Source organism: Massilia eburnea (assembly GCF_009720745.1).
GTDB classification, from domain to species: Bacteria; Pseudomonadota; Gammaproteobacteria; order Burkholderiales; family Burkholderiaceae_D; genus Rugamonas; species Rugamonas eburnea.
In genome coordinates this window covers 54,875-78,812 of sequence record NZ_WNKX01000014.1, presented here as the reverse complement: position 1 = coordinate 78,812, position 23,938 = coordinate 54,875, and the positions used below count along the sequence as shown (strand labels likewise).

At 62.7% G+C, this 23,938-nt stretch carries 27 protein-coding genes and 1 riboswitch; of the genes, 23 read left to right on the top strand and 4 right to left on the bottom strand.

Going from position 1 to position 23,938, the window contains the following annotated elements; genetic code table 11:
• Nucleotides 1-3 precede the first annotated feature (3 nt).
• From cbiE to GM658_RS18030, 8 genes are all read left to right on the top strand, one after another.
• A complete protein-coding gene (gene cbiE / locus GM658_RS18065; RefSeq protein WP_155455450.1) occupies nt 4-1,320 on the top strand; it encodes a precorrin-6y C5,15-methyltransferase (decarboxylating) subunit CbiE in 1,317 nt (438 codons plus the stop codon).
• Nucleotides 1,317-2,108, top strand: coding sequence for a precorrin-2 C(20)-methyltransferase (gene cobI / locus GM658_RS18060; protein ID WP_155455449.1), 792 nt, complete (start codon nt 1,317-1,319; stop codon nt 2,106-2,108). The genes cbiE and cobI overlap by 4 nt, the downstream gene beginning before the upstream one ends.
• Nucleotides 2,105-2,869, top strand: coding sequence for a cobalamin biosynthesis central domain-containing protein (locus GM658_RS18055; protein ID WP_155455448.1), 765 nt, complete (start codon nt 2,105-2,107; stop codon nt 2,867-2,869). Before cobI ends, GM658_RS18055 begins: the two co-directional genes overlap by 4 nt.
• On the top strand, nt 2,866-3,270 hold the full coding sequence (locus GM658_RS18050) for a cobalamin biosynthesis protein (RefSeq protein WP_155455447.1): 405 nt from the start codon (nt 2,866-2,868) through the stop codon (nt 3,268-3,270). The genes GM658_RS18055 and GM658_RS18050 overlap by 4 nt, the downstream gene beginning before the upstream one ends.
• Nucleotides 3,267-4,256 carry a precorrin-3B C(17)-methyltransferase gene (gene cobJ / locus GM658_RS18045; protein ID WP_155455446.1) on the top strand — a complete coding sequence of 330 codons (990 nt, stop codon included), beginning with the start codon at nt 3,267-3,269 and terminating at the stop codon, nt 4,254-4,256. Before GM658_RS18050 ends, cobJ begins: the two co-directional genes overlap by 4 nt.
• Nucleotides 4,253-4,591 (top strand): (2Fe-2S) ferredoxin domain-containing protein, encoded by a 339-nt coding sequence (locus GM658_RS18040; protein WP_211841892.1) that lies wholly within the window; start codon nt 4,253-4,255, stop codon nt 4,589-4,591. Before cobJ ends, GM658_RS18040 begins: the two co-directional genes overlap by 4 nt.
• Entirely contained in the window at nt 4,551-5,252 is a 702-nt protein-coding gene (bluB, locus tag GM658_RS18035; RefSeq protein ID WP_155455444.1) for a 5,6-dimethylbenzimidazole synthase, read from the top strand. Before GM658_RS18040 ends, bluB begins: the two co-directional genes overlap by 41 nt.
• Nucleotides 5,253-5,266: 14 nt before the next feature.
• Nucleotides 5,267-5,496, top strand: a riboswitch (cobalamin riboswitch).
• Between the two features lie 73 nt (nt 5,497-5,569).
• Complete coding sequence (locus GM658_RS18030; RefSeq protein WP_170298865.1) at nt 5,570-7,624, top strand: TonB-dependent receptor; 2,055 nt, start codon at nt 5,570-5,572, stop codon at nt 7,622-7,624.
• A gap of 4 nt (nt 7,625-7,628) precedes the next feature.
• Here GM658_RS18030 and trmL read toward each other — a convergent pair whose 3' ends face one another.
• Both trmL and GM658_RS18020 read right to left on the bottom strand, forming a co-directional pair.
• Nucleotides 7,629-8,099, bottom strand: coding sequence for a tRNA (uridine(34)/cytosine(34)/5-carboxymethylaminomethyluridine(34)-2'-O)-methyltransferase TrmL (gene trmL / locus GM658_RS18025; protein ID WP_155455443.1), 471 nt, complete (start codon nt 8,097-8,099; stop codon nt 7,629-7,631).
• Nucleotides 8,100-8,107: 8 nt separating this feature from the next.
• Nucleotides 8,108-8,854 (bottom strand): ComF family protein, encoded by a 747-nt coding sequence (locus tag GM658_RS18020; protein WP_155455442.1) that lies wholly within the window; start codon nt 8,852-8,854, stop codon nt 8,108-8,110.
• A 60-nt stretch (nt 8,855-8,914) separates the two neighbouring features.
• On the opposite strand from GM658_RS18020, the gene GM658_RS18015 reads away from it, so the two are divergent.
• From GM658_RS18015 to GM658_RS17990, 7 genes are all read left to right on the top strand, one after another.
• Entirely contained in the window at nt 8,915-9,838 is a 924-nt protein-coding gene (locus GM658_RS18015; RefSeq protein WP_155455441.1) for a methyltransferase domain-containing protein, read from the top strand.
• Between the two features lie 332 nt (nt 9,839-10,170).
• On the top strand, nt 10,171-11,397 hold the full coding sequence (gene coxB / locus GM658_RS18010) for a cytochrome c oxidase subunit II (protein ID WP_155455440.1): 1,227 nt from the start codon (nt 10,171-10,173) through the stop codon (nt 11,395-11,397).
• A gap of 13 nt (nt 11,398-11,410) precedes the next feature.
• Nucleotides 11,411-13,009: a cytochrome c oxidase subunit I gene (gene ctaD, locus GM658_RS18005; protein WP_155455439.1), complete on the top strand. Its 1,599-nt coding sequence runs from the start codon at nt 11,411-11,413 to the stop codon at nt 13,007-13,009.
• A gap of 47 nt (nt 13,010-13,056) precedes the next feature.
• Nucleotides 13,057-13,173, top strand: coding sequence for a cytochrome oxidase small assembly protein (locus GM658_RS29105; RefSeq protein ID WP_211841891.1), 117 nt, complete (start codon nt 13,057-13,059; stop codon nt 13,171-13,173).
• A 1-nt stretch (nt 13,174) separates the two neighbouring features.
• On the top strand, nt 13,175-13,720 hold the full coding sequence (locus GM658_RS18000; RefSeq protein ID WP_155455438.1) for a cytochrome c oxidase assembly protein: 546 nt from the start codon (nt 13,175-13,177) through the stop codon (nt 13,718-13,720).
• Between the two features lie 9 nt (nt 13,721-13,729).
• On the top strand, nt 13,730-13,915 hold the full coding sequence (locus tag GM658_RS17995; RefSeq protein ID WP_155455437.1) for a DUF2970 domain-containing protein: 186 nt from the start codon (nt 13,730-13,732) through the stop codon (nt 13,913-13,915).
• Nucleotides 13,916-13,943: 28 nt separating this feature from the next.
• Nucleotides 13,944-14,807 (top strand): cytochrome c oxidase subunit 3, encoded by an 864-nt coding sequence (locus tag GM658_RS17990; RefSeq protein WP_155455436.1) that lies wholly within the window; start codon nt 13,944-13,946, stop codon nt 14,805-14,807.
• Nucleotides 14,808-14,895: 88 nt separating this feature from the next.
• Here the strand turns inward: GM658_RS17990 and GM658_RS17985 are convergent, their stop codons facing one another.
• Nucleotides 14,896-15,096 (bottom strand): DUF2909 domain-containing protein, encoded by a 201-nt coding sequence (locus GM658_RS17985; RefSeq protein ID WP_155455435.1) that lies wholly within the window; start codon nt 15,094-15,096, stop codon nt 14,896-14,898.
• Between the two features lie 34 nt (nt 15,097-15,130).
• On the opposite strand from GM658_RS17985, the gene GM658_RS17980 reads away from it, so the two are divergent.
• Genes GM658_RS17980 through GM658_RS17945 form a run of 8 tightly spaced genes read left to right on the top strand, consistent with a single transcriptional unit; the run spans nt 15,131 to nt 22,583 of the window.
• Nucleotides 15,131-15,859 carry an SURF1 family protein gene (locus GM658_RS17980; RefSeq protein WP_155455434.1) on the top strand — a complete coding sequence of 243 codons (729 nt, stop codon included), beginning with the start codon at nt 15,131-15,133 and terminating at the stop codon, nt 15,857-15,859.
• Nucleotides 15,846-16,448 carry a redox-active disulfide-containing membrane protein gene (locus GM658_RS17975; RefSeq protein WP_170298864.1) on the top strand — a complete coding sequence of 201 codons (603 nt, stop codon included), beginning with the start codon at nt 15,846-15,848 and terminating at the stop codon, nt 16,446-16,448. The genes GM658_RS17980 and GM658_RS17975 overlap by 14 nt, the downstream gene beginning before the upstream one ends.
• Before the next feature lie 10 nt (nt 16,449-16,458).
• On the top strand, nt 16,459-17,601 hold the full coding sequence (locus GM658_RS17970) for a COX15/CtaA family protein (protein ID WP_229416965.1): 1,143 nt from the start codon (nt 16,459-16,461) through the stop codon (nt 17,599-17,601).
• 2 nt (nt 17,602-17,603) lie between these two features.
• Complete coding sequence (gene cyoE / locus GM658_RS17965) at nt 17,604-18,479, top strand: heme o synthase (RefSeq protein WP_155455433.1); 876 nt, start codon at nt 17,604-17,606, stop codon at nt 18,477-18,479.
• A gap of 5 nt (nt 18,480-18,484) precedes the next feature.
• Entirely contained in the window at nt 18,485-19,063 is a 579-nt protein-coding gene (locus GM658_RS17960) for an SCO family protein (RefSeq protein ID WP_155455432.1), read from the top strand.
• Between the two features lie 21 nt (nt 19,064-19,084).
• A complete protein-coding gene (locus tag GM658_RS17955; RefSeq protein WP_155455431.1) occupies nt 19,085-20,134 on the top strand; it encodes an AI-2E family transporter in 1,050 nt (349 codons plus the stop codon).
• A 47-nt stretch (nt 20,135-20,181) separates the two neighbouring features.
• Nucleotides 20,182-20,730 (top strand): heme NO-binding domain-containing protein, encoded by a 549-nt coding sequence (locus GM658_RS17950; RefSeq protein ID WP_155455430.1) that lies wholly within the window; start codon nt 20,182-20,184, stop codon nt 20,728-20,730.
• On the top strand, nt 20,730-22,583 hold the full coding sequence (locus GM658_RS17945; protein WP_155455429.1) for a putative bifunctional diguanylate cyclase/phosphodiesterase: 1,854 nt from the start codon (nt 20,730-20,732) through the stop codon (nt 22,581-22,583). Before GM658_RS17950 ends, GM658_RS17945 begins: the two co-directional genes overlap by 1 nt.
• Nucleotides 22,584-22,587: 4 nt before the next feature.
• Here the strand turns inward: GM658_RS17945 and GM658_RS17940 are convergent, their stop codons facing one another.
• Entirely contained in the window at nt 22,588-23,925 is a 1,338-nt protein-coding gene (locus tag GM658_RS17940; RefSeq protein WP_155455428.1) for a hemolysin family protein, read from the bottom strand.
• Nucleotides 23,926-23,938 lie beyond the last annotated feature (13 nt).

The window sequence follows — 23,938 nt, the reverse complement described above, 5'->3', positions numbered from 1 at the left end:
AACATGGATACCAGTCTCATTGACCCCAATCCCTGCCGCGTGATCGGCGTGCTGGACGATGGCGCCGCCAGCCTGAATGCCACCGCGCTGGCCTGGCTGCGCATTGCCGACGTCGTGATCGGCGGCGCCCGCACGCTGGCGCTGCTCAAAAACGAATTCAAAGCCGGCGCCATCTGCCGCGACCTGACCGGCAGCCTGAAGGAAGTGCCGGAATGGGTACGTGCCGCGCGTGCGGACAACCTGTGCTGCGTGGTGCTGGCAACCGGCGACCCGCTGTGCCACGGCATCGCGCCCTACCTGGCGCAACACCTGTGCGTGCAAGCGCTGGAGATCCTGCCCAACCTGTCGACGCTGCAGCTGGCCTGTGCGCGTATCGGCCTTGCCTGGCAGGATGCCCGCATCGTCTCGGTGCATGCGCGTGACGCCGGCGAATGGGCGCGCGGCGCAACGCCCGGCCACGGCCTGTACGCGCTGGCGCAGGCGCTGCGCCAGCATTCGCGCCTGCTGGTGCTGACCAGCCCTGACAACAGCCCTGACCGGATTGCCCGCCTGCTGCTGGCCGAGGGCCTGGGCGACGAATTCCATATGGCGGTGGCGGAAAACCTGCTGCAGCCGGAAGAGCGTGTGCTGGCCGAACTCAGTCCGCAGGAAGCAGCAAGTATGCGCTTCGCCGCCCTCAACGTGGTGCTGCTGTGGCGCGTGGCGCCAATGCCGCGGCCCGTGCGCTTTGGCCTGGCGGACGCCGAATTCGAGCAGCGGCAGCCAGAGAAGGGCCTGATCACCAAGCAGGAGGTGCGCGCCGTCAGCCTGGCCCGCCTGCAGCTGCGGGCCGACAGCGTCGTATGGGATATCGGCGCCGGTTCCGGCTCGGTTGGCCTGGAAGCGGCGCGCCTGTGCCCTCAGGGCCACGTTTTTGCCATTGAGAAGAATGAGGAAGATTGCGCCATCGCGGGCCGCAACCACGCTGCGTTCGGCGTTGCCAACTACAGCCTGTATCACGCCAAAGCGCCCGAATGCCTGGATGCCTGGCCCGACCCGGATGCGGTCTTTATCGGCGGTTCGGGCGGCGAACTGGCCGGGCTGATTACCGGCATCTTGCTCCGCCTGCGCGCGAACGGCACGCTGGTGATGAACTTCGTCACGCTGGAAAACCTGGCCGCGGCCACGGCGGCCTTGCAGGCACTGGAAGGCGAGGGCGTGAGTTGGGACGTGCTGCAGCTGCAAGCTGCACGCAGCAAGCCGATCCTGCACATGCACCGCATGGCGGCCGAGAACCCGGTGTGGATCGTCTGCGCGCGCCGCGTGGGAGGCCCGGCATGACAGGAATCCTGTGGGGCATCTCGCTCGGTCCCGGCGATCCCGGCCTGATTACACGCGCCGCCTGGGATGCGCTGCAGCGGCGCGACGCCATCTGGGTCTACCCGGCCCGCAGCGGCAAGACGCCGAGCTACGCCTTCGACATCGTGCATCGCGCCGGCGTCGCGCCGCCTGAAGTACATCACACGCTGCTGTTCCCGATGACGCACGACGGCGAAAAGCTGGCGCGCGCCTGGCTCAAGGCCGCCGAGACGGTGCTGCCCTGGCTGCGCGCAGGGCGCGACGTGCTGTTCCTGGTCGAGGGCGATGCCAGCACTTATGCCACTTTCGGCCACCTGGCGCGCACCGTGCGTGCCCTGGACGACAGTGTGCAGGTGCAAGTCATCGCCGGCGTCAATTCCTTCACTGCCGCCTGCGCCGATGTGCCGGTGCCGTTCGCGGAGCAGGACGATACGGTGGCCATCGTGCCGGCGGCTTATGGCGTAAGCGCCGTCGACCGGCTGCTGCCGGATTTCGACACCCTGGTGCTGATGAAGGTCAAGCCGCTGCTCGATGAACTGATCGACTGGCTGGAGCGCAAGGATCTGCTGGCCGGCGCGCATTTCATCGAACGCGTTGGCGCGCCGGACGAACGCCGTTTCAGCGCCGTCGAAATCCTGACGCTGCGAGGCACCAAAGTCAGCTACCTCTCACTGCTGATCGTCAAGCACAAGCATCGCATTCGCGGCGAACGAATCAAAGGCTGCCTGAAGAAGGAAGGCCCACAACCCACCATCCTGGAGACTGCATGAGCAGCGTAATCCTCACTGAAACTATTGCCCCGCGCCTCTGCCTGGTGGCCATTACCAAGCATGGCGCAGCGCAGGCCGCGTGCCTTGCCGCCGACCTGCCAAGCGCAGACATCTGCACTTCTGCCAAGTTCGCTGCGCAGTTCGCAGGCCTGCCGAACGCCCTACGTGCCTACGAGGGCGCGCTGCGCGACGAAATCGGCCCGCTGTTCGAAGGCTACGACCAGATCGTGTTTTTCGTCTCGCTGGGCGCCGTGGTGCGCCTGATCGCGCCGCATTTGCGCAGCAAGGACGAGGATCCCGGTGTGATCGTGGTCGACGACGCTGGCCAGTTCGTGATCCCTGTCCTGTCCGGCCACGTCGGCGGTGCCAACGAGTGGAGCGAGCGCGTGGCCGACCTGCTGGGCGCGGCGCCGGTGCTCACTACCGCGTCGGATGTCGGCCGCACCATCCCAGTCGACATCCTGGGGCGCCACCTCGGCTGGCGCGTCGAAGCACCAAAAATCAACATTACCCGCGTTTCCGCGCACGTGGTGAACGGCGAGCCGATCGCCTTCGTGCAGGAGGCGGGGAGCCCTGACTGGTGGATCCGTCCGACCCCGCTGCCGGAAAACATCCACTGCTTCAAGCGCTTTGACGAAGTGCTGCAGGAACGCTACGCGGCCGTGCTGTGGGTCACGCATGACGACGTGCCTGCCGAGCGCTGGAATGCGCTGCATGAGCGACTGGTGGTGTACCGCCCGCCGCTGGACAACGCAGCATGAGCGAGTTCACCGTCGGACTTGGCTGCGACCGCGGCGCCGCACTGCAGACCGTGCGCGATGCGGTCGGCTGCGCGCTGGCGGAAGCGGGCGCGCTGCCTGGGCAGGTGGTGGCTGCGGCAAGCATTACGCTCAAGCGTGATGAGGCCGCGCTGCTGGCCTTTGCCGAGGAGCACGGCTGGCCGCTGCACTTCTACGCTCCCGAGGAACTGGCGGTGGTGCCGGTACCGAATCCCTCCGAGACCGTGCGCCGCTATACCGGCACGCCCTCGGTGAGCGAAGCTGCCGCTTTGCTGGCGGCCGGGCCGCAAACTCCGATGACCGCCCTGGTGGTCGAAAAATTCAAACACAGGGGCGCCGACAACCGCAACGTCACCGTCTCGATCGCAAGGAAAATCACATGAATACAGAAGCAAGCGCCGGCAAGATCATGCTGGTGGGGATTGGCCCCGGCAGTGTGGACCACATGACGCAGCGCGCCCGCGATGCCATCGCCGAAGCTGAGGTGGTGATCGGCTACGTCACCTACATCAAGCTGGTGGCCGACCTGATCGAAGGCAAGGAGATCATCCGCAAGTCGATGACCGAGGAATTGGACCGCGCCGTGAGCGCACTGGAAGCGGCCCGCGCCGGCAAGAAAGTGGCGCTGATCTCGTCCGGGGACGCCGGTGTGTACGGCATGGCCGGCCCGACCTACGAGGTGCTGTTCCAGTCCGGCTGGACGCCGGACGATCCGGTGCAGGTCGAAATCATCCCTGGCGCATCGGCCCTGAACAGCTGCGCCGCGCTGGTCGGTGCGCCGCTGACGCACGATTTCTGTGCGATTTCGCTGTCCGACTTGCTGACGCCATGGCCAACCATCGCCCGCCGCCTGGATGCGGTGGCGATGGCCGATTTCGTGGTCGCGCTGTACAACCCGAAAAGCGGCCGCCGTACGCGCCAGATCGTCGAGGCGCAGCGCCTGTTCCTGCGCCATCGCCGTCCCGACACGCCGGTCGCCATCGTCAAGAGCGCCTACCGCCGCCGCGAGAACATCGTTTTCACCACGCTCGACAGCATGGGGGACGCCGACATCGGCATGCTCAGCACCGTCCTGATCGGCAACAGCAACACCTTCGTGCGCGATGGCCTGATGGTCACGCCGCGCGGATATGCCAACAAATACGATATGCAGGACGGCGGCGCCACACGCGAAGGCGAACGCGCCGGCCGTTCGCTGTCCACCGGCTTGCTGGGATGGCTGGACACGCTGCGCGCCGAGCACGAAGGCGGCACCAGCATCGAAGCGCTGGCAGTCCAATACCGCCTGCCGGCCGATTACATCCGCTCCACGCTCGATGAACCATGGGAAGCGGAAGCCACCAACGCTGCCGAGGAGAGCGAAGCATGAGCGACAGCGACGCACCAGTGAAGCCGAAAATCGGCAGCTACCACCGCCACCTGCTGGTCTGCACCGGCCCGCGCTGCACTGCCGACGGACAATCGCAAGCGCTGTTCGACAGCCTGGGCGAGAAATTCAAGGCGGCGGGCCTGAACGAGGGCGAGCTGCGGGTGAAGCGCAGCCGCGTCAGCTGCTTCGCCGCCTGCAAGGGTGGCCCGATCGTCTGCGTCCAGCCGGACGGCACCTGGTACTACAATGTCACCCCCGACAATATGGACCGCATCATCGACCGTCACCTTTGCAATGGCGAAAAGGTCGAGGAACTCGTGTTCCACCAGCAGTGAGAGCAAAGTGAAAAGCAGTTTTGACGCGGCCGAAATCAGCGCCGTTTATTGTGCGATTGCCGAACGGCGCGACGTGCGCCATTTCGTACCGGGACCGGTCGACGAAGATTTGTTACTGCGCCTGCTCTCCGCAGCGCACCAGGCGCCCAGCGTTGGCCTGATGCAGCCCTGGCGCTTCATCCGCATCCAGAGCGCGGAACTGCGCCAGCAGATTCAGGCACTGGTGGAAGAAGAGCGCCAGGCCACCGCCGCTGCGCTCGGCGAACGCAATGCGGAATTCATGCGCCTGAAGGTGGAAGGCATCCGCGATTGCGGCGAGGTGCTGGTGGCCGCCCTGATGGACCGGCGCGAAAAGCACATCTTCGGCCGCCGCACGATTCCCGAAATGGACCTGGCGTCGGTGGCCTGCGCGATCCAGAACATGTGGCTCGCCTCGCGTGCCGAAGGATTGGGCATGGGCTGGGTATCGCTGTTCGACCCGGACAAGCTGGCGGCATTACTTGGCATTCCGGAAGGCGGCAAGCCGGTCGCCGTCATCTGCCTCGGCCACGTCGATGCCTTCTACCCAAAGCCGATGCTGGAGATGGAAGGATGGGCCATGCGCGGCAAACTGGAAGACCTGGTCGCCACTGACCGGTGGCCAGATAACAAAATTGAATGAGGCGGCAAACCTACGTATAATCGCCCCCGTTTGGTGCCCCGCGCGCGTTCAAGCGTGCAGTTAAACGGGAAACACATGGCCGCGCTATATCAGCCGGCAGGCCAGGGTGTGCTGCCCCCGCAACGGTAAGCAAGCGTCGTCGCTCGACGACAGGCCGACTCGATAAGCCACTGTGCCACAGGCATGGGAAGGCAAGCCGGTCAGACTTGCCAGCCCGGATACCGGCCAGACAGGTGGTGCGTGCATCGGCGACGGTGCGTGCGCTGTTCGGTCGCGCTCACGGGGAGGTGGGCGGGATTGCCGACTCAAACATCCAAATGAACAAGACAATGATCCCCGTGGTCGCGGGGGCGCTGTGCGTTGCCGCGCCAGTACATGCGCAAGACCAGCAGCAGGAGCTGCCGTTCAGGGTCCAGGTGACAGGCCACTACGAAAACGCTGTCGGCACATCCGATGCCGCCAGCGAAGGCACCATCACTGCGAAGCTGATCGCCAACCGGCCAGCTTTGCGGCCTGCGGAAATCCTGGAATTCGTGCCGGGCATGATCGTCGCGCAGCACAGCGGCGACGGCAAGGCGAACCAGTATTACCTGCGCGGCTTCAACCTGGACCACGGCACCGACTTCGCCACTTTCGTCGATGGCATGCCGGTCAATATGCGCACCCACGCGCACGGCCAGGGCTACACGGACCTGAACTTCCTGATTCCGGAGCTGGTGAACAAAATCCACTACCGCAAGGGCCCTTACCACGCCGACGAGGGTGACTTTGCATCGGCAGGGGCTGCGCATATGAGCCTGGCCGATAAATTGAATGAAGGCGCTGCATCGCTGACGGCGGATGCGGATGGCTATCTGCGCGCCCTGCTGGTGAATTCCGCAGGCGCGGGCAGCGGCAACCTGCTGTATGCGCTGGAACTGGGGCACAACGATGGCCCGTGGCAAATGCCCGAAGCCTTCCACAAAGTCTCCGGTGTGCTGCGTTACAGCGCGGGCGGCGGCGGTGAGCGGTTCAGCGTTACGGCGATGGGCTACAAGGCTGGCTGGCGCGCCACCAGCCAGATTCCTCTGCGCGCGGTGCAGGATGGGCGGCTGGACGAATTCGGCGCTGCCGATCCAAGCGATGGTGGCCGTACTTCGCGCTACAGCCTTTCCACTGAATGGCGCAGGCGCGGCGACGCGACGCTGACGGAGGCGCACGCCTATGCGGTGCGCTCCGAACTATCGCTGTACAACGATGTCACCTACTTCCTTGACGACCCCGTCAACGGCGACCAGGTGCTGCAGCACGAACGCCGAACCATGACTGGATTCGACCTGTCGCACACATGCTTCGGGCAGATGGCGGGCATGCCGATGGAAAACGCTATCGGCCTGCAGGGACGCCTGGATCATATCGCTCCGCTCGGGCTGTTCGCGACTGCGCAGCAGCGCCTCTTGCATCCGATCGCGGAATCGCGTGTATCCGAGGGAAGCCTGGCGGCCTGGTTCCAGAACACCGTGCAGTGGACGGCATGGCTGCGCTCCATCGCCGGCCTGCGCTACGACCGTTACCGCTTCGTGGTCCACAGCTCGATTGCGGCGAATAGCGGCAAGGCGAACGATCACGTGGCTTCGCCAAAACTGGCGCTGGTTCTTGGACCGTGGGAGAAAACGGAATTCTTCGTCAACTACGGCGAAGGATTCCACAGCAACGATGCGCGCGGGACGACGGCGCACCTGGCGCCGCGAGAATTGCAGCCGATTGATCCGGTCACGCCGCTGGTGAAAACGCGCGGCGCCGAAATTGGCGCTCGCAGCGAATTGGTGCAAGGCCTGCAAAGCTCGGTGGCAGTGTGGCGCCTGCGTTCTGCGTCCGAACTGGTATTTTCCGGCGATGCCGGCGATACCGCGCCGAGCCGCGCCAGCAAGCGTTCCGGCATCGAGTGGAACAACCATTACGCGGCCAGCAGCCACCTGCTGCTCGATCTGGACCTGGCATATTCCCGTGCGCACTACACGGAATTCGATCCGGCCGGCGACCGCGTGCCGGGCGCGGTGGAGAAGGTGGCTTCGTTCGGGGCGACCTTGAATGACGTAGGTCCATGGTCCGGCGCATTCCAGATGCGCTATTTCGGGCCGCGCCCGCTCATTGAAGATAACAGCGTTCGCTCATCGAGCACGGTCATCGCCTACTTGCGCGCCAGCTATCGCTTCGACCGCCGCTGGCAGCTGACGGCCGACGTCTTCAACTTGTTCGACCGCAGGGCAAGTGATGTCGATTACTACTATCCCTCGCGCCTGCCAGGCGAACCGGCGGAAGGCGTGAACGACATCCATTTTCATCCGGGAGAGCCGCGTAAGCTGCGGCTGACGCTTCGGGCGGCGTTTTAATTGCTCAGGCGCCGCCGGCGTAGCCGTGCTGGCGCCATGCTTCGAACACCACCACGGCCACGGTGTTGGAGAGGTTAAGGCTGCGGTTGCCCGGCATCATGGGCAGGCGGATGCGCTGCTCGGTAGGGAAGGATTCACGGAATTCCGGCGCCAGACCGCGCGTTTCACTACCGAACACGAAGACGTCGCCGGGCTGGAACGCCAGTTCGGCGAAGGGGCGCGAACCGTGGGTGGTCATGGCGAACATGCGGGCTGCGTCGGGCTGTACATCGGCCAGGAAGGCTTGCCAGTCCTTGTGCACCTTCATCTGCGCATATTCGTGGTAATCCAGGCCGGCGCGGCGCATCTTGGCGTCGTCGAGCGGGAAGCCGAGCGGTTCGATCAGGTGCAACTGGGCGCCGGTGTTGGCGCACAGGCGGATCACGTTGCCCGTATTGGGCGGGATTTCCGGGTTGACCAGCACTACATGAAACATTGCTTCTCCTAATTCGTATTCGGGGGCGTGCGGGCGAACACATAGTTCGTCACGCGCGCGGCGCCGTGGCGCTTGAGCGTTGCGGCCAGTTCCTGCAGCGTTTGGCCGCTGCTCATCACGTCGTCCACCAGGCCGATATGCCGTCCTTCGACCAGCGCGCGGTCGGGGATGGCGAAGGCGTTCGCCATGTTGGACTCGCGTGCGCCGTGCGGGGTGCTGCTTTGGGCCGGCGTCTCGCGCACACGAAGTGCAAGTCTGGCATGGACGGCGATGCCGAGGGCCTTGCCTAGCGGGCGGGCGATTTCAAGCGCCTGGTTGAATCCGCGCTCGGTCAGGCGTTGCAGGCCAAGCGGCACAGGGCAGAGCAGGGCTGGACGCGCCAGCGGCAGTGCGCCGGGATCGCTTTCAGCCCGCAGCACGGCGTCGGCCAGCAAACCGCCGAACAGGCGCGCCAACGCAAGCTGGCGGGCGAATTTTAACTGAAGCACGAGGCGGTCGACCGGGAGCGCATAGTCGGCCGCCACGAAAGTCGCGTCGAAAGCCGGACGATCCGCCTGGCAGCGCCCGCACGGCACCACGCGCCCGGGGGCGCCGGGCGGCAGGGGATTGGCGCAGACGGGGCAGCGCCGGGGCGCGGCGGTGAAGAACTGGCCGTGGCAGCCGGAGCAGAGCAGCGACGCTCCGCTGCCGCCGCACAGCACGCAATTACAGGGCAACAGGGCCGCCAGCAGGCCTTGAGCAATCGCACCAGCCATCGCAAATCCCCGCGAACGAGTAAACTGCCCGGATTATCCCATTAAGAAGCCGTAATAAATATGCAAGCCCCAGCAAAACCGCCGAAATTAAGCGCACCTATTGACCTGGATCGCGTCCGCGCCATATTTTCCGACCCGGCCCGCGTGGCGGAGGCCGATTTCCTGCGGCGCGAGATCGCCAGCCGCATGCACGAGCGCCTGCAGCTGGTCAAAGTGAACCCGCTGCGCGTGCTGGATGCCGGCTGCGGCACCGGCCCGGACCTGCCAACCTTGCAAAAGAGCTATCCCGCGGCCCAGATCCTCGGCGTCGACACGTCCCCCGCCATGATCGCCGCCGCCCGCGGCCAGGCCGCCAAATCGGGCCTGAGCCAATTGATTGGCAAATTATTACCAGCAAAGTCCGGCATTGACTACCTGTGCGCCGATATGGCCGACCTGCCGCTGGCACGGAACAATGTCGACCTGGTCTGGTCTAACCTTGCGCTGCACTGGCACCCGCAGCCTGACCGCGTGTTTGCGGAATGGCACCGCGTGCTGAAGGTGGGCGGCCTGCTGATGTTCTCCTGCTTCGGCCCGGACACGCTGCAGGAATTGCGCACCGCCTTCGCCGACGTCGACCTGGCGCCGCACACGCTGCCCTTCGTCGACATGCACGATTTCGGCGACCAGCTGGTGGAAGCCGGCTTCGCCGAACCGGTGATGGATATGGAAAAGATAACGGTTACCTACGACACGGCGGAAAAACTGCTGGCCGATGCGCGCGCCCTGGGCGGCAACCCGCTGCAAACGCGCCGCAAGGGACTGCTCGGCAAACAGGCCTACCAGCGCATGCTGCAAGGCCTGGAAAAACAGCGCCGTGCGGACGGCAAGCTGGCCCTGACCTTCGAAGTGATCTACGGCCATGCCTTCCGCCCAGCGCCAAGGGTGACCAGCAGCGGTGAGGCGATTATTCGTTTTGATTTGCCCAGGAAGCCTAAAAATTAGGCAGAGAAGCGCGAAGATGCCAATTACTACCACAACACAAGGGTGTCTGCCCTTGATGTAGAACATGTTCACTAGGTATAATCATTGACTAATTTTGCCAATAAAACGCCCAGCCGAACGCAAGCAAACGGTCCAGGGCCGGCAAACGTGGCATCAATCTGATGATGATGTGTGGTCATCCTCAGTGATTTTCAAGGTTCCAGCACAGTTCGGACGCGATTTTTCGCGCTGGGCAGGCTAGGAACCTTTAGGTGTTTAGCGTGCGGCGGGGACGCAGTTAGGCGGCCCTGGCGCACAAAAATTTTCTTTATTTTTGGGTGGTTGGGGAAAACATGAAACTTGCGAAGCGACTTCAATCGTTGATGCTCGGCTTGGCCGTTACCGCCGCAGCAATGCCGGCGTGGGCCGAGCCTGCGGCGACAGCGGCTAAGGACTACACCAGCGCGACCGGCGCAACCGGCGGTCCGATGGTGCACCAGCTGAACCTGCAGGCTCCTGCAACGCAGATCGCTGAAAGCATCTACAACCTGCACACGATGATGATGGTGATCATTATGGTCATCTTCGTCGCAGTGTTCGGCGTGATGTTCTATTCGATCTTTAAGCACCGCAAGTCGGTCGGCCACAAAGCCGCCACCTTCCACGAATCGACCGCCGTTGAAATCGCCTGGACCGTTGTTCCATTCCTGATCGTGATCGGCATGGCGCTGCCAGCGACCAAGACCGTGGTGGCGATGAAGGACACCTCCAACGCCGACATCACCATCAAAGCCACCGGCATGCAGTGGAAATGGGGCTATGACTACCTGAAGGGCGAAGGCGAAGGCATCTCCTTCATCTCCAACCTGGCCACTCCGCGCGAACAAGTTGGCAACCCGGGCGAACAATTCACCGGCAAGCGCAACGAAAACTACCTGATGGAAGTGGACAACGAAGTTGTCGTGCCTGTTAACAAGAAGGTCCGCATCGTCACCACCGCCAACGACGTGATCCACGCCTGGATGATCCCGGCCTTCGGTGTCAAGCAGGATGCGATTCCCGGCTTCGTGCGCGACACCTGGTTCAAAGCGGAATACACTGGCACCTACCGCGGCAACTGCGCCGAACTGTGCGGTAAAGAGCACGCTTTCATGCCTATCGTGGTCAAAGTCGTGACCGCCGAAGAGTACACCGCCTGGGTCGAAGGCAAGAAGAAGGAAATGGCTGCCCTGGCAGACGATCCTAACAAGACCTGGACCATCGACGAACTGAAGACCAAGGGCGAAAAAGTCTACACCGCTAACTGCGCGGTCTGCCACCAGGCAACCGGCAAGGGCGTGCCAGGCGCGTTCGCTGCCCTGGACGGCTCGCCAGTCGTCAACGGTCCTAAAGCCGACCAGATCCACGTTCTGCTGAACGGTAAGAAATCGGGCAAGTTCCCATCCGAAATGCCGGCATGGAAGCAACTGTCTGACACCGATATCGCGGCTGTGATCACCTACACCCGCAACAACTGGTCGAACAAGCCAGCGGAAAACATCGTCCAGCCAGCCGAAGTTGTGGCTGCTCGCGCCAAGTAATTAGGAGCATTACATGAGCACTATCGATCACGCACACGATCACGCCCACGGCGATCACGATCACGCACACGATCACCCACACGGCTTGAGCCGTTGGCTGTTCGCGACCAACCACAAGGACATCGGTACCCTGTACATGTGGTTCTCGTTCATCATGCTGCTGTCCGGCGGCGTGCTGGCACTGATGATCCGTACCGAACTGTTCAAACCGGGCCTGCAGTTCTTCCAGCCTGAGTTCTTCAACCAGCTGACCACCATGCACGGCCTGGTGATGGTGTTCGGCGCGATCATGCCGGCCTTCGTCGGCTTCGCCAACTGGATGATCCCGCTGCAGATCGGCGCATCCGACATGGCGTTCGCGCGCATGAACAACTTCTCGTTCTGGCTGCTGCCTCCTGCAGCGCTGCTGCTGGCCGGCTCGTTCTTCGTGCCTGGCGGCGCCACCGCTGCCGGCTGGACCCTGTACGCTCCGCTGTCGACCCAGATGGGTATCGGCATGGACATGGGTATCTTCGCCATGCACATCATGGGCGCATCGTCGATCATGGGCTCCATCAACATCATCGTCACCATCCTGAACATGCGCGCTCCTGGCATGACCCTGATGAAGATGCCGATGTTCTGCTGGACCTGGCTGATCACCGCCTACCTGCTGATCGCTGTGATGCCGGTTCTGGCAGGCGCCATCACCATGACCCTGACCGACCGTCACTTCGGCACCTCCTTCTTCAACGCCGCCGGCGGCGGTGACCCTGTCATGTACCAGCACATCTTCTGGTTCTTCGGTCACCCGGAGGTGTACATCATGATTCTGCCGGCCTTCGGCATCGTGTCGCAGATCATTCCGGCATTCGCCCGCAAGCAGCTGTTCGGCTACGCATCGATGGTGTACGCAACCGCGTCCATCGCGATCCTGTCGTTCATCGTCTGGGCCCACCACATGTTCACCACCGGCATGCCGGTGACCTCGCAGCTGTTCTTCATGTACGCCACCATGCTGATCTCCGTGCCGACCGGCGTGAAGGTCTTCAACTGGATCGCGACCATGTGGAAAGGCTCGATGACCTTTGAAACCCCGATGCTGTTCTCGGTCGGCTTCATCTTCGTGTTCACCATGGGCGGCTTCACCGGCCTGATGCTGGCAGTGACCCCGGTCGACATCCAGCTGCAGGATACCTACTACGTTGTGGCGCACTTCCACTACGTGCTGGTGGCAGGTTCCCTGTTCGCCCTGTTCGCCGGCTTCTACTACTGGGCGCCGAAGTGGACTGGCCACATGTACAACGAGACGATGGGCAAGGTCCACTTCTGGGCCTCGCTGATCACCTTCAACGTGACCTTCTTCCCAATGCACTTCCTGGGCCTGGCCGGTATGCCGCGTCGTTACGCTGACTACCAGGCGCAGTTCACGGACTTCAACTCGATCGCCTCCATCGGCGCCTTCGGTTTCGGTCTGAGCCAGGTGTTCTTCCTGTTCTTCGTTGTGCTGCCAACCATCCGTGGCGGCAAGCAAGCGGAAGCCAAGCCATGGGATGGCGCTGAAGGCCTGGAGTGGACCGTGCCGTCGCCGGCGCCGTTCCACACCTTCGAAGTACCGCCGACCGTCAAGTAATGCTGTTTTTCGGGGACGGTTCGCGCCGTCCCCGTAGGAAGTAGAAAATGTCTGACCCGAAGAAGCCGAAAAGCAACTTGCGCCTGGCCCTGATCCTGTTGTCGGTCGCCGTCGTGTTCTTTGCATCCGTGATCATCAAGCAATGGACGCTGGGGCACCACTGATATGAGCAACGAGGGAAGCGGCGGCAACAAGAAACTGCTCGGCAAGCTGTTGGTCATCGCCGTCATGATGTTCGGCTTTGGCTACGCGCTGATCCCGGTGTACAAGCACTTGTGCGAGGTGCTGGGACTGAACCTGATCGATGGCAAGCCGGAACAGGTGGCCAAGAACAGCCAGGTCGACATGAGCCGTGAAATCACGGTGGAGCTGGTGAGCAATGTGCAGGGCACTTTGCGTTTCCGCGCCACCCAGAATAGTGTGACCGTGCATCCCGGCGAAATGACCACCGTGGTGTACGAAGTAGTCAACAGCGTGGACCGCACGGTGAAGGCGCAAGCCGTCCCGAGCTACACGCCGCAGGAAGTGACGCCGCATTTCAAGAAGGTGGAATGCTTCTGCTTCAAGGAGCAGGTGCTGAAACCGAAGGAAGCGCGGCAGATGCCGGTGGTGTTCTTCATCGATCCGGCGGTGCCGAAGAGCGTGAAGACCGTCACCCTGTCGTACACCTTTATCGAGGCGGCCGGCTTTGACAAGCAGGCGTCCAACTAAGGAAGGCAGATGGGATCGTTTTTGTATTCGATGAAAGCAGTGATCTGGTCGTTCTTTGGCCTGCGCCGCAAGAGCGATTTTGACAAGGACCAGGAGAAGATCAAGCCGGTCCACGTCATCATCGCCGGTTTGCTGGGCGCGGCCATGTTCATCGGCTTGCTGGTTACGATCGTAAAACTCGTGGTTTCAAAGTAAATTATTGCAGGATTTTAGGGAGAACAAGATGAGCTCTAATAACGCCGCGGCACCGTACTACTTCGTGCCTGGTCCTTCCAAGTGGCCAATGCTGGCAGGTATTTCCCTGCTGGTCACCATGATCGGCGCTTCCGCCTGGGTGAACGATGCCTCCTGGGGCATGGGCGTCAACCTGGCCGGTATCGCCATGACGCTGTGCGTGCTGTACTGCTGGTTCGGCGATGCGATTTCCGAATCGGAAAAAGGCATGTACTCCAAGCGTATCGACGTGTCCTATCGCTGGTCGATGGGCTGGTTCATCTTCTCCGAAGTGATGTTCTTCGGCGCCTTCTTCGGCGCGCTGTTCTATGCACGCACGATCACCATGCCTTGGCTGTCGGACCTGGATCACAAGATGATCTGGCCTGACTACAACGGCGTGTGGAATGGCGGCGTGGGTCCTGCAGGCACCGTGGATTCGTACACCTCCATGGGCCCGTTCCCGATCCCGACCATCAACACCGCGCTGCTGCTGGCTTCGGGCATGACCCTGACCATTTCGCACCACGCGCTGCAAGCTGCCAACCGTTCCAAGGCGATTTTCTGGCTGGCCGCTACCATCCTGCTGGGCGCAACCTTCATGGGCTTCCAGGCGTTTGAGTACATGCACGCTTACAGCGAACTGAATCTGAAGCTGACCTCCGGCATCTACGGTTCGACCTTCTTCATGCTGACCGGCTTCCACGGCTTCCACGTGACCATGGGCGCGATCATGCTGTCCGTCGTGCTGTTCCGCCTGATCCGCGGCGACATGAGCGCGGAACACCACTTCGCCTTCGAAGGCGCGGCCTGGTACTGGCACTTTGTTGACGTGGTCTGGCTCGGCCTGTACGTCGTCGTGTACTGGATGTAAGACACGGGTATAATCTACCCGCAAAAAAAGCCGCATCGGCCAGAACGCGCCCTAGGTCGCGCTCTGTGCGGATGCGGCTTTTTTGCATTTATCGTATGCCGGTTGGTTTGATGTAGCCCAGTTTTGCCAGCACCAGGATGGTGATGAACAGCGCGATGGAAAAGCCCACGCGCAGCGCAAAGGCCCGCACCATTTTCGGATTGGCGGATTTGCTGCGCATCATACTGATGAAGGCCGATGCCAGGCTGCCGATGATCAGCACGAAGGCTACGGCGACGAAGTATTTCATGGTATTTAAGCAGTTTCTGAGGAACTCTTATTGTATGGCATTCCGCTTCCGCTTAATCCCCTTCCTGGCCACGGCGGCGCTGGTTGCGATCGGCATCAGCGCCGGCCGCTGGCAGGATGGACGCGCGGCGCAGAAGATTGCGCTGGAGGCGCGGCTGGCTGCGGGCAATGCCGCTGAGCCCCTGGCGCTGGGCGCAACGCCGGTGGCCGCGGCCGATGTCGAATTCCGCCGCGTGCGCCTGCAGGGCGAGTGGGATGCCGGCTGGCCGGTCTATCTCGACAACCGCCCGCATGATGGGCATTCCGGCTTCTACCTGCTGATGCCTTTGCGCCTGGCCGGCAGCGATATGCACGTGCTGGTGGCGCGCGGCTGGCTGCCGCGCGATATGGCGGACCGCAATAAACTGCCAACCTACGCCACGCCTTCGGGCCCGGTGGTGGTGGAGGGCATCGCGCGCCTGAATCCCGGCCACGTGATGCAGCTGGGCGAGGCGCCCAAGCTGACGCCGGGCGCTATCGTGCAAAATGCCGATGCGGCAGCGGTGGCGGCGGCGACGGGCTGGAAATTCCAGCCTGTTGTGGTCGAACAGACAACGCCGGACGGCGCAGCGCCGGGCGCGACGGAAGCGCTGGTGCGCGATTGGCCGGCGCCGGCCATGGGCGCCGACAAACATAAGGCTTACGCCTTCCAGTGGTACGCACTGGCGGCAATGGCAGTACTTTTCTTTGTATTCACTGGGTTGAGAAAAAGTGGAAAACGTTAATCAAGACGAGAACCAGCGCCGCCGTGGCCGCTGGAGCATGTTCGCGGTATTGCTGGTGTGCGCTGCGCCTATCCTGGCTTCCTACCTCACGTATTTCTTCATCAAGCCGGAAGGGCGCACCAATTATGGCGACCTGCTCGACCCGCGCCAGCGCCCGATCCCGGTGATGGCCACCACCTCTCTGGACGGCGCGCCGCAGACGCTGGACGATTTCAAAGGCAAGTGGATCATGCTCAAGGTGGGCGGCTCCACCTGCGACCAGAAATGCCAGGACATGCTGTTCGCCATGCGCCAGCTGCGCACCATGCAGGGCAAGGACGCCGACCGCATCGAGCGCGTGTGGCTGATCACCGATAAGGAGCCGCTGGAAACCTTCATGCTGCGCGTGAATGACGGCACCCGCTTCATTCGCGCGCCGGCGGATGTCGTGAACAAGTGGCTGCCGCTGGAGCAGGGCGGCAAGGTGGAAGAACACATCTACCTGATCGACCCGATGGGCCACCTGATGATGCGCTTCCCGAAAGACGCCGATCCGGCCAAGGTCAAGAAGGACCTGGTCAAGGTGCTCAAGGCTTCGGCCATCGGTTAAGGCGACCGCAATGGACCACAATTCCTTTGCCCATATGGCGATCACGGCGCTGCTGGTAGCGTCGCTGCCGCTGTCCGCCGTGTGGATTTCCAAAGACAGCAACAAATACCGCAAGCTGGTCTGGGTCGCTGTGTTCCTGACCTTCGACCTGATCGTGTTCGGCGCCTTCACGCGCCTGACCGACTCCGGCCTGGGTTGCCCTGACTGGCCGGGCTGCTACGGCGCCGCCAATCCTTTCGTCGCGCACGAACAGATCCGCGCCGCCGAATCGCTGATGCCGACCGGCCCCGTCACCATGGTGAAGGCCTGGATCGAAATGATCCACCGCTACCTGGCAATGGGCATCGGTGTGCTGATTGTGGCCATGATGGGTGTAGCGTGGTGGCGCTGGTTCGGCGGCCGCCGCGGTAAAGCCAACGCTGCGGCCTTCGCACGCCGTGTCACCCCGGGCTATCCGACGTTCCTGTTCTTCTTCATCCTGCTGCAGGGCGCGTTCGGCGCCTGGACCGTGACGCAGAAGCTGCAGCCGATCTTTGTCACCGGCCATCTCGTACTGGGCATGTCGCTGCTGGCCTTCCTCGCGTGGTTTGGCGGGCGCGAAGACCAGCTGCACGCGGCCATGCCGCGCGTGTCGCCGTCGCAGGCTGCGCGACTGGGGCGCGTGCGCGTCCTGGCTGCACTGTCCGGCGTGGTGCTGCTGGTGCAGCTGGCGCTGGGCGCCTGGACCAGCTCCAATTATGCGACGCTGGCCTGCACCGAATTCCCGACCTGTGCCGGTTCACTGGTGCCGGAGATGGATTTCCAGCAGGGCTTTCACCTGTGGCGCGAGCTGGGCAAGACCGCCGCCGGACACTACCTGCCGTTTTCGGCGCTGACGGCGATCCACTGGGTGCACCGTAATTTCGCTGCCGTGGTGGTGGTGGTGCTGGGATTGACCGCATGGCAAGCCTGGCCTGTGCATGGCCTGGGCAAGCATGCGCGCTGGGTCGCCGCTGTGCTGGCGCTGCAGCTGTTCACCGGCGTGGCGACCATCTATTTCAACTACCCGCTGGCCATTGCGGTGGGCCATAACGCGGGCGCCGCGGCCCTGGTGCTGTTGCTGACCATGATAAACTACAGGGCTAAGTACCTGGCTGCCCCCGCCTATCAATAACAATGAAATCCTCGACCTCCCGCATGGGCCAATACTGGGCCCTGACCAAGCCGCGCGTGACGCAGCTGGCGGTGTTCTGTGCCGTCATCGGCATGTTCCTGGCCTCCGACGGCATGCCTAACCTGCGCGTGGTGTTCGCCGCCACGGCCGGCATCTGGCTGCTGTCCGGCGCCGCGTTCGCCGTCAACTGCCTGGCCGAGCGCGAAATCGACGCCCGCATGGCGCGTACCGCGCGCCGTCCGATGGCGATGGGCGACATCACCGTTCCGCAAACCGTGGTGTTTGCGCTGGTGATCGGCGGCGCCGGCATGTGGATCCTGCACCAGCTGGTCAATCCGCTGACGATGTGGCTGACCTTCGTCACCTTCGTCGGCTACGCCATCATCTACACCATGATCCTGAAGCCTGCCACGCCGCAGAACATCGTGATCGGCGGCCTGTCGGGCGCGATGCCGCCAGCCCTGGGCTGGGCGGCCATCGCGAACGATGTGCCGATGCAGGCCTGGCTGCTGGTGCTGATCATCTTCGTCTGGACCCCGCCACACTTCTGGGCGCTGGCCATGTACCGCAAGGCCGACTATGAGCGTTCCGGCCTGCCGATGCTGCCGGTGACGCATGGCATGGGCTTTACCGCTTTCCACGTCTGGCTGTATTCGATCATCCTGGCCGCCACCACGCTGCTGCCGTTCGCCGTAAAGATGAGCGGCCTGATCTACCTGGGCAGCGCGATCGTGCTGAACGCAGTCTTCCTCTATTACGGCTGGCGTATCTACAAGCATTACAGCGATATCGTGGCGCGCAAGGCCTTCACCTGGTCCATCATCTACCTGTCGCTCTTGTTCGCAGCGCTGCTGGTTGACCACTACTTCAAGTTCTGAACACCATGAAAAAACTGTTTGCCGCGCTGTTCATGCTGCTGGCCCTTGCCGCCTGCGGTGACAAGCAGCTCAAGTTCGAAAACACCGACCTGACCGGCCTTGATTACGCCAAGGGCTTCTCGCTCAACGACCATACCGGCAAGCCGGTGACGCTGGCGTCCTACAAGGGCAAGGTGGTCGTGCTGTTCTTCGGTTTCACCCACTGCCCGGACGTTTGCCCGACCACCATGGCTGAAATGTCGGCCGTGATGAAGGAGCTGGGCCCGGACGCCGACAAGGTGCAAGTACTGTTCGCCACCCTTGACCCGGAGCGCGACACCAAGGAATTGCTGGCGCAATACGTGCCGGGCTTCGACCCGCGCTTCGTCGGCCTGTACGGCACGCCGGAGCAGATTGCCGCCACCGCCAAGGAGTTCAAGGTGTTCTACCAGAAGGTGCCGGGCAGGACGCCTGACAGCTACACCATCGACCACACCGCCGGCAGCTATGTTTTCGACAAGAACGGCAAGATCCGCCTGTTCCTGCGCCACGGTGGCGGCCCGGCCCCGATCGTGCACGACCTCAAGCTGCTCGTCGCAAACTGATTTCCTGCTAAGCTGTAGGGCATGGAAAAACGTTTTCAGCCCTACAGCCGACTGGCAGCCATTGTCTTCCTCGTCATTGGCTGCCTGTATGTGCTGCGTCCCTTCCTGGCCGGCATCCTGTTCGCCGCCTCCATCGCCATCTCCTCCTGGCCGCTGTACCAGCGCCTGCTCGCCCGCCTGAAAGGGCGGCGCACGCTCGCCGCGGCAGTCATGACGGTTTCGCTGATCCTGATCATCCTCGTGCCACTGTCACTGGTGACCTGGAATATCGCCGACAGCGTGACCGGTTTCTACCGCGCTGCGCGCCAGGCGCTCGATTCCGGCGGCTTTGCACCGCCAGCCTGGCTGCGCCAGTTGCCGATGGTGGGCGAATCGGTCGACTCCTACCTGCGCCAGATCCTGAGCAGCAAGGAGGAACTGCTGGCCGTGGCGAAGAAATACGTTGAACCTGCCCGCAACATCCTGCTGAACAGCGGCATTGTGCTCGGCACGGGCGTGGCCCAGGTCAGCCTGGCCGCCTTTGTCGCCTTCTTCCTGTACCGCGATGGCCATAACATCGTCGCCTCGCTGGAAGTGGGCATGGACAAGATCATGGGCGAACATGCGGTGTCGGTGGCGGAGACGGTCAGCCGCACCGTGACGGGCGTGATGTACGGCATGCTGGGGACTGCGCTGGCGCAAGCGCTGGTGGCCGCGGTGGGCTTCATGATCGCCGGCGTGCCCGGCGTGGCGCTGCTGTCGGTGGCGACCTTCATTTTCTCGCTCGTCCCGGTGGGGCCGCCGCTGATCTGGGGCGGCGCCTCGATCTGGCTGTTCTCGCAAGGTATGACCGGCTGGGGCGTGTTCATGCTCATTTACGGCACGCTGGTGATCAGCGGTGTCGATAACGTGGTCAAGCCTTTCCTCATTTCGCGCGGTTCCAGCCTGCCGTTCGCCTTGGTGCTGCTGGGTGTCATGGGCGGCGTGCTGGCTTTCGGCTTCGTCGGCCTGTTCATCGGTCCGACCTTGCTGGCCGTGGCGCTTGGCCTGCTCAGGAATTGGACAAAGGTTAAACCAGTCGTAGAGGAGTAACAGAAAGGTTATACTGGCGCCTGTCCAACTAGCAAAAAGAGGGCGCGATGAAAGGCGTCGTTTTCACAGAATTCATGGAGTTGGTCGAGAACCGCATGGGCCTCGAAATGCTGGATCGGATCATCACCGAAGCCAAGCTGCCCAACGACGGCGCCTATACCTCGGTCGGCACTTACGACCACGCGGAACTGGTACGCCTGGTGCAGGCTCTTTCGAACGCCACCGGCAACAGCGTACCTCAATTGATCCACATGTTCGGCGAGCACCTGTTCCAGCGCTTCAGCGTGAATTACAAACCGCTTTTCGCCGATACCCATAACGCCTTTGATTTCCTGGCCCGCATCGACGACGTAATCCACGTTGAAGTGCGCAAGCTGTATCCGGATGCCGAACTGCCAACCTTGCCATGCGAACGCCCTTCGGCCGATACGCTGGTCATGCACTACAGCTCTCCGCGCGGCTTTGGCGACCTGGCTGAAGGCCTGATCGCCGGCTGCATCAGGCATTTCGGCGAGACGATCGCCGTCACCCGGACCGACTTGCCGAAAGAAGGCGCGCTGCATCGCGTGCGCTTTGACCTCGTCAAGCAAGCCTGATGGAGAACGATGCACTCCCCAGCACGGTTGCCTCACGCAGCCTGCTGCGCGAGCGTACTGCCCGCAAGGAAGCGGAGTCGCTGCTCGAAAAGAAGTCCCTCGAGCTGTATGAAAACCTCCAGCACCTGCGCCGCCTGAACAACCACCTGGAGGATAGTGAGCTGCGCTACCGCACACTGGTGGAGCTGGCGCCCGACGCGATCTGGATTCACAGCGGCGGCAAGATCACCTTCCTCAATCCGGCGGCCGTGCGCATGTTCGGGGCGGCCAGCGCCGAACAACTGGTCGGTACAGCTGCCATCGAGCGCATCCCGCCGAAATTTCGCAAGACGGTAGAGGAGTGGACCGGCCTGGGACTGCTGAAAGTGCACGAAAAGCCGCGCAGCACGCTGCAGCTGTTGCGCATGGACGGAAACCTGGTCGACGTCGAGTTCTTCGCCTCGGATATACGCTTCAACAACGAAGACTCGGTGATGAATGTGGCGCACGACATTACCGAACGGCTGCTGCACGAGAAAGCCATCAAGCACCAGGCCACGCATGACCAGTTGACCGGCCTGCCGAACCGCAACCTGTTCCTGGACCGCCTGACGCACGCGATCCGCCGCGCCGAGCGCCGCAAGGAAACGCTGGCCGTGGTGTTTGTCGACCTTGATAAATTCAAGCAGATCAACGACACGCTGGGCCACGCGGTCGGGGACGAATTGCTGCGCGCGGTAGCGGCCACGCTGAAGCAGTGCGTGCGCGATTTCGACACCGTGGCGCGCCTGGGCGGAGACGAATTCGTGCTGCTGCTCGACAGCCCGCTGGGCGACACCACGCCAGGCATGATCGCTGAACGGATCGGCGCGCGGCTGGCGGAGCCGGTGCAGCTGGCAGGCCAGGACCACGTCATCACAGGCAGCCTGGGACTGAGCCTGTACCCGAACGATGGCGCACAGGCCGAGATGCTTCTGCGCCAGGCCGATATCGCCATGTACCGCGCCAAGGAAAGCGGACGCAATCGCTTCCAGTTCTTTACGCCGGAAATGCAGCATCGGCTTGACGCGCGCGTGACGCTGGAGCAGGGCCTGATGCGCGCCTTGCAGCGCGATGAATTCGTGCTGCATTACCAGCCGCAGGTGAATATCCGCACCGGCAAGGTGATCGGCATGGAGGCGCTGCTGCGCTGGGAGTCCCCGGAGCTGGGCCTGGTGCCGCCGATGGAATTCATACCGGTGGCGGAAGAATCGAACCTGATCATCGCCATCGGCAACTGGGTGATGGAAAAGGTGTGTGCCACCATGCGCGAGTGGCTCAATACCGGCGTGCCTGTGGTGCCCGTCGCAATCAATGTGGCGGCTTCACAGTTTTCTGTGCAGGACCTGGAGAAACAGGTGCGCGACGTGCTTGAGCGCTACCGCATCCATCCCCACCTGATCGAGCTCGAGTTGACCGAAAGCCTGTCGATGGACAACCCGGAGGGCACCATCGAATTGATGTACCGCCTGAAGGATATCGGCGTCGCCATGTCGATCGACGATTTTGGCACCGGTTATTCGAACCTCAGTTACCTGAAGCGCTTCCCGGTGGACAAGCTGAAGATCGACAAGAGCTTCACCAGCGGCCTGACGCGCGATCCGGAAGACCGCTCCATCGTGACGGCGGTGATCCGCCTGGCGCATAGCCTGGGCTTGCGTGCGATTGCAGAGGGCGTGGAGACTGCGGGCCAGCTGGAATTGCTGGCGCGCGAGGGGTGCGATGAATTGCAGGGCTATTTTTTCAGCAAGCCGCTGCCGGAAGCGAAGGCGATCCAGTTCCTGCGCGATGGCGTGAGCATGGGATTCGTGAACGTGCCGGACGCCATTCCTTAAACCGTCAGTCCTGTTCGTCGGAATCCGCCGGCAGGTTGCGGGGGATGACCTTGACCAGCAGGATGCGCGGGCCGTTCATCTTTTTCACCACCAGGTCGAAGGCGTCGAACTCTACGCGCTGGCCCTGTTTCGGGATATCGCCGATCTTCAGCATGATCAGGCCGCCGACTGATTCCACTTCGCCCAGGCCCATTTCTTCGTTCTCGATGTCGACGCCCAAAATGCGCTCCAGCGAGAAAATCGGCAGGCTGGCCTTGCCGATCAGCGAACCGTCCGGCTGCTTGAGCCAATCGTTTTCGTTCAGGCGGAATTCGTCGTGGATCTCGCCGACCATGGCGCCCAGCAGGTTGTCCAGCGTGAGGAAGCCCACTGGACGCTTGCCTTTTTCGCCAATCAAGGCGAAGTGTGGCGCGCCATCCTTGAAGCGGCGGAACAGGTCCAGTGCCGGGGTGCGGGCCGAGATGGTTTCCACTGGGCGCAGGAAGCCGGAAAGGTCCTTCAGCTCCTTGCGCGACTGCAGGGCGAAGAACAAGTCTTTCAAGTGCACCACGCCCAGCACGGAATCGCCGCTCTCGTCGAAATACGGGTAGCGGCTGAAGCGGTTGCGTACCACCGTGTCGAGGTTCTCGTCGATCGAGCGGTCCTGGTGCAGGGCGATCACTTCGTTAATCGGGCGCATCAGGTCGGCCACGCGCAACTGCGAAAAGTCCAGCGAGTTGGCGAGGATGTTGCGTTCGTCCTTGTTGAACGATTCGCCGGGCTGGCTGGTACGCAAAATCAGCTTCAATTCTTCGGTGGAGTAGTGCGATTCATGGCCGCCCGCATCGCCCAGGCCGGCCAGGCGCAGCACCGCATTGGCGCTCTGGTTCAGCAGCCAGATGGCCGGGTACATGGTCCAATAGAAGGCATACAGGGGGATGGCGCTCCACAGCGCGACCGCTTCGGGAATGCGGATGGCGAGCGACTTCGGCGCCAGTTCGCCCACCACGATGTGCAGGAAGGAGATCGTGACGAAGGCGAACACGAAGGAAATGCCGTGCACCAGTTCCGGCGAGGTGATGCCGGCGAAGGTGAGCAGAGGTTCGAGCAAGCGGGCAAAAGCAGGTTCACCGATCCAGCCCAGGCCCAGCGAGGCGAGCGTGATGCCAAGCTGGCAGGCGGACAGGTAGGCGTCGATCTGGCCATGGACCTTGGCCAGGATGCGGCCGCGCAGGCCCTGGGTCTTGGCGATGGCGCGCACGCGGGTGCGGCGCAGGGTGACGATGCTGAATTCGGCGGCCACGTAGAAGCCGTTCAGTGCTACGAGGAGAAGTGCAAAAACTACTAATAAAAGGTTGTTCATATGCGCCCTAAGG

Excerpts from the sequence above, each read along its gene's own strand:
- trmL (WP_155455443.1), bottom strand. The coding sequence starts at position 8,099 with ATGTTTCATGTAGTGCTGGTCAACCCGGAAATCCCGCCCAATACGGGC.
- GM658_RS18015 (WP_155455441.1), top strand. The coding sequence starts at position 8,915 with ATGCAAGCCCCAGCAAAACCGCCGAAATTAAGCGCACCTATTGACCTG.
- cobI (WP_155455449.1), top strand. The coding sequence starts at position 1,317 with ATGACAGGAATCCTGTGGGGCATCTCGCTCGGTCCCGGCGATCCCGGC.
- GM658_RS17960 (WP_155455432.1), top strand. The coding sequence starts at position 18,485 with ATGAAAAAACTGTTTGCCGCGCTGTTCATGCTGCTGGCCCTTGCCGCC.
- GM658_RS17950 (WP_155455430.1), top strand. The coding sequence starts at position 20,182 with ATGAAAGGCGTCGTTTTCACAGAATTCATGGAGTTGGTCGAGAACCGC.
- GM658_RS18030 (WP_170298865.1), top strand. The coding sequence starts at position 5,570 with ATGAACAAGACAATGATCCCCGTGGTCGCGGGGGCGCTGTGCGTTGCC.
- GM658_RS18020 (WP_155455442.1), bottom strand. The coding sequence starts at position 8,854 with ATGGCTGGTGCGATTGCTCAAGGCCTGCTGGCGGCCCTGTTGCCCTGT.
- cbiE (WP_155455450.1), top strand. The coding sequence starts at position 4 with ATGGATACCAGTCTCATTGACCCCAATCCCTGCCGCGTGATCGGCGTG.
- GM658_RS18050 (WP_155455447.1), top strand. The coding sequence starts at position 2,866 with ATGAGCGAGTTCACCGTCGGACTTGGCTGCGACCGCGGCGCCGCACTG.
- coxB (WP_155455440.1), top strand. The coding sequence starts at position 10,171 with ATGAAACTTGCGAAGCGACTTCAATCGTTGATGCTCGGCTTGGCCGTT.
- GM658_RS18040 (WP_211841892.1), top strand. The coding sequence starts at position 4,253 with ATGAGCGACAGCGACGCACCAGTGAAGCCGAAAATCGGCAGCTACCAC.
- GM658_RS18055 (WP_155455448.1), top strand. The coding sequence starts at position 2,105 with ATGAGCAGCGTAATCCTCACTGAAACTATTGCCCCGCGCCTCTGCCTG.
- cyoE (WP_155455433.1), top strand. The coding sequence starts at position 17,604 with ATGAAATCCTCGACCTCCCGCATGGGCCAATACTGGGCCCTGACCAAG.
- ctaD (WP_155455439.1), top strand. The coding sequence starts at position 11,411 with ATGAGCACTATCGATCACGCACACGATCACGCCCACGGCGATCACGAT.
- GM658_RS17995 (WP_155455437.1), top strand. The coding sequence starts at position 13,730 with ATGGGATCGTTTTTGTATTCGATGAAAGCAGTGATCTGGTCGTTCTTT.
- GM658_RS17955 (WP_155455431.1), top strand. The coding sequence starts at position 19,085 with ATGGAAAAACGTTTTCAGCCCTACAGCCGACTGGCAGCCATTGTCTTC.
- GM658_RS17990 (WP_155455436.1), top strand. The coding sequence starts at position 13,944 with ATGAGCTCTAATAACGCCGCGGCACCGTACTACTTCGTGCCTGGTCCT.
- GM658_RS29105 (WP_211841891.1), top strand. The coding sequence starts at position 13,057 with ATGTCTGACCCGAAGAAGCCGAAAAGCAACTTGCGCCTGGCCCTGATC.
- bluB (WP_155455444.1), top strand. The coding sequence starts at position 4,551 with ATGGCGAAAAGGTCGAGGAACTCGTGTTCCACCAGCAGTGAGAGCAAA.
- GM658_RS17940 (WP_155455428.1), bottom strand. The coding sequence starts at position 23,925 with ATGAACAACCTTTTATTAGTAGTTTTTGCACTTCTCCTCGTAGCACTG.
- cobJ (WP_155455446.1), top strand. The coding sequence starts at position 3,267 with ATGAATACAGAAGCAAGCGCCGGCAAGATCATGCTGGTGGGGATTGGC.
- GM658_RS17970 (WP_229416965.1), top strand. The coding sequence starts at position 16,459 with ATGGACCACAATTCCTTTGCCCATATGGCGATCACGGCGCTGCTGGTA.
- GM658_RS17945 (WP_155455429.1), top strand. The coding sequence starts at position 20,730 with ATGGAGAACGATGCACTCCCCAGCACGGTTGCCTCACGCAGCCTGCTG.
- GM658_RS18000 (WP_155455438.1), top strand. The coding sequence starts at position 13,175 with ATGAGCAACGAGGGAAGCGGCGGCAACAAGAAACTGCTCGGCAAGCTG.
- GM658_RS17985 (WP_155455435.1), bottom strand. The coding sequence starts at position 15,096 with ATGAAATACTTCGTCGCCGTAGCCTTCGTGCTGATCATCGGCAGCCTG.
- GM658_RS17980 (WP_155455434.1), top strand. The coding sequence starts at position 15,131 with ATGGCATTCCGCTTCCGCTTAATCCCCTTCCTGGCCACGGCGGCGCTG.